The sequence below is a fragment of the Saccharomonospora iraqiensis subsp. iraqiensis genome (assembly GCF_000430445.1).
GTDB lineage: Bacteria > Actinomycetota > Actinomycetes > Mycobacteriales > Pseudonocardiaceae > Saccharomonospora > Saccharomonospora iraqiensis.
In genome coordinates this window covers 19,689-22,131 of record NZ_KE387111.1, presented here as the reverse complement: position 1 = coordinate 22,131, position 2,443 = coordinate 19,689, and the positions used below count along the sequence as shown (strand labels likewise).

At 71.8% G+C, this 2,443-nt stretch carries 4 protein-coding genes and 1 pseudogene; 3 read left to right on the top strand and 2 right to left on the bottom strand.

Annotated elements, in window-relative coordinates; translation table 11 throughout:
• The 3 genes and pseudogenes from ACTIR_RS0116545 to msrB form a co-directional block, all read left to right on the top strand.
• Positions 1 to 562: pseudogene (locus ACTIR_RS0116545) on the top strand (serine/threonine protein kinase); the annotation flags it as partial.
• Between the two features lie 64 nt (positions 563 to 626).
• Positions 627 to 926: a hypothetical protein gene (locus ACTIR_RS0116540; protein ID WP_026455119.1), complete on the top strand. Its 300-nt coding sequence runs from the start codon at positions 627 to 629 to the stop codon at positions 924 to 926.
• Between the two features lie 28 nt (positions 927 to 954).
• Positions 955 to 1,404: a peptide-methionine (R)-S-oxide reductase MsrB gene (msrB, locus tag ACTIR_RS0116535; protein ID WP_026455118.1), complete on the top strand. Its 450-nt coding sequence runs from the start codon at positions 955 to 957 to the stop codon at positions 1,402 to 1,404.
• A gap of 3 nt (positions 1,405 to 1,407) precedes the next feature.
• Here msrB and ACTIR_RS0116530 read toward each other — a convergent pair whose 3' ends face one another.
• Together ACTIR_RS0116530 and hemQ are read right to left on the bottom strand one after the other, a co-directional pair.
• On the bottom strand, positions 1,408 to 1,617 hold the full coding sequence (locus ACTIR_RS0116530) for a hypothetical protein (protein ID WP_026455117.1): 210 nt from the start codon (positions 1,615 to 1,617) through the stop codon (positions 1,408 to 1,410).
• On the bottom strand, positions 1,614 to 2,306 hold the full coding sequence (gene hemQ, locus ACTIR_RS0116525) for a hydrogen peroxide-dependent heme synthase (protein WP_026455116.1): 693 nt from the start codon (positions 2,304 to 2,306) through the stop codon (positions 1,614 to 1,616). Before hemQ ends, ACTIR_RS0116530 begins: the two co-directional genes overlap by 4 nt.
• Between the last annotated feature and the right edge of the window lie 137 nt (positions 2,307 to 2,443).

Sequence of the window (2,443 nt, the reverse complement as noted above, 5' to 3'; positions counted from 1 at the left end):
CGCGGGCCCGGACACCCCGGGGCATTCGGGTTCCGCGCCGGACGGCAGGCGACGGCGGCTGGTGTTCGGCGCCGTCGCCGCCGTCGTGCTGATCGCCGCCACGAGCATCGTGATCGTGCTCACCGGAGGCGGTGACGGCGGCGGGGAGTCGCAGGCGCAGGAAAGCAGCACCGCCCCCTCGACCCCGTCCAGCTCGCCTACACCCGTGTCGAGCGCGGTACCCAACGCCGGGAAGCCCGTCACAAACTTCAGCAACGCGGGCGATTTCGTTCTCGACTACTACAGCGACCCGGCGGGACAGTGGGACCTGCTCGCACCCGGTATTCAGGCGCTGTGGGAGGGCCGCCAGGCTCACGAGCAGTACTGGGATGCGCAGGGTGTCGAGTACGCACAGGACGCTTACGTTTACAAGGAGAAACCCAACGCGGACGGCAGTCTGGATATCCAGATCCGAATGGTCACGGAGGACGGGGAGCGGACGATGTACGCCCGCGTCGTCCGGCTGAACGGGGAACTGCGCATCGGCAGCGACACCCGGGTGGAGCACAACCGGGAGCTGTGATCCGTGGCCCGGCACCGGTGGATACCGGGTGTGCTGCCGCGTGCGGGTGGCCTACCGTGGGGGCATGGCCGAGAACCCCGGCGCGGACCGCAATCCGCGGTTCGACGACGACCTCGTCGGGCTGGACCCGTACGACCCGGAGGCGCAGGCGTTCGCCGAGCACCTGGACCGGATGGAGAAGTGCGAGCCCGCGTTCACCATCGAGGCGTCCCTGCGCGGCGTGGGCGAGTTCGCCGAGGGCAGCAACCGTGCGGGCGGGCTCCGCTGGTGGGTCGCCGCCGCGATCGTCGTCCTGGTGGTGCTGGGGGTCGTCGTCACGGGCTGGCACTACCTCACCGCTCTGCTGGAGTGGTTGTCCCGGTAGCGGTTCCCGCACGGGTAGCCTGGGGGTCATGGACTCCCGTACACACACGCAGGCAGCCCCGTCCGACCCGTCCGCTCCGAAGGTCGTGAAGTCCGAGCAGGAGTGGCGCCGGCAGCTCGCCCCGGAGGAGTACGCCGTCCTGCGGGAGTCGGGCACGGAACGCCCGTTCACCGGCGAGTACACCGACACCGAGACCGAGGGTGTCTACGAGTGCCGCGCCTGCGGCGCGGAGCTGTTCCGCAGCACCACCAAGTTCCACAGCCACTGCGGCTGGCCGTCGTTCTACGACCCCGCCGACTCGGACGCCGTGCTGCTGCGCAAGGACCGGTCGATGGGCATGGTGCGCACCGAGGTGCTGTGCGCGAGCTGCCACAGCCACCTCGGCCACGTCTTCGAGGGCGAGGGCTACCCCACCCCCACCGACCAGCGCTACTGCATCAACTCGGTCGCCCTGCGCCTGACCCCCACCGGGGAGTGACGGTCACGGGCCGGTGACCGCCGGGCACGGGTTCTCGTCTTCCGGCCGCGGCCCGCGGATGCGGTCCAGGTCGGCGAGAGTGCCGGCCGGGGTGGAACCCGTGCCCCGGTCCGCCGCCACCACGTCGTGCAGAGCCGCGAGGGCCGCCTTCTTCGCGGCCCGCCCCGTCGGCACGCCCGCCCGCTCGTCCGTCGAGGTCCGTTCGGCGCTCACGGGAGGGTGTGCACGAGGTCGCCCGGTTCGACGCGGGGGCCGGTGTAGAAGGGGGTCTCCTCGCGGACGTGCCTGCGGGCCTCGGTGGCGCGCAGGTGGCGCATCAGGTCGACGATGCGGTGCAGCTCGTCGGCCTCGAAGGCCAGCATCCACTCGTAGTCGCCGAGGGCGAACGCGGGGACGGTGTTGGCGCGGACGTCCGGGTAGTCCCGCGCCTCCTTGCCGTGCCCGGCGAGCATCGCCCGCCGCTCCTCGTCGGGCAGCAGGTACCACTCGTAGGACCGCACGAACGGGTACACGCACACGTACCGGCGCGGTTCCTCCCCGGCCAGGAACGCGGGGATGTGGCTCTTGTTGAACTCGGCGGGCCGGTGCAGGGCGAACTGGCTCCACACCGGGGTGGAGGCCCGGCCGAGCGGGGTGCGGCGGAACCCGTTGTAGGCGGCCTGCAGCTGCTCGGCCTCCTCCGCGTGCCACCAGATCATGTAGTCGGCGTCGGCCCGGAAGCCGGAGACGTCGTACACCCCCCGCACGACCACGCCCTTCGCGTCGAGACCGTCCAGGTACTCCGTGGTCGCGGTGGCCACCGGTCCGCGGTCGTCGGGCAGTGCGCCGGGCTCGGCCCGGAACACCGACCACGCGGTGTAGCGGAGGGTGCTGTTCAGTTCCTCGTAGTTCAGACGCGCCATGTCCTCATGGTCCCACCAGGCGGCGGGCGGCGGCCTCGCCGGTGGCCACACATGCGGGCACGCCCACACCGTGCAACGCGGCGCCCGCGACCGCCAGCCCGGGGACGTCGGCGACGGCGTCCTCGATGCGGGCCACC

Bases quoted from the DNA above. Each gene is read 5' to 3' on its own strand.
- ACTIR_RS0116540 (WP_026455119.1), top strand. From the start codon at position 627: ATGGCCGAGAACCCCGGCGCGGACCGCAATCCGCGGTTCGACGACGAC.
- msrB (WP_026455118.1), top strand. From the start codon at position 955: ATGGACTCCCGTACACACACGCAGGCAGCCCCGTCCGACCCGTCCGCT.
- hemQ (WP_026455116.1), bottom strand. From the start codon at position 2,306: ATGGCGCGTCTGAACTACGAGGAACTGAACAGCACCCTCCGCTACACC.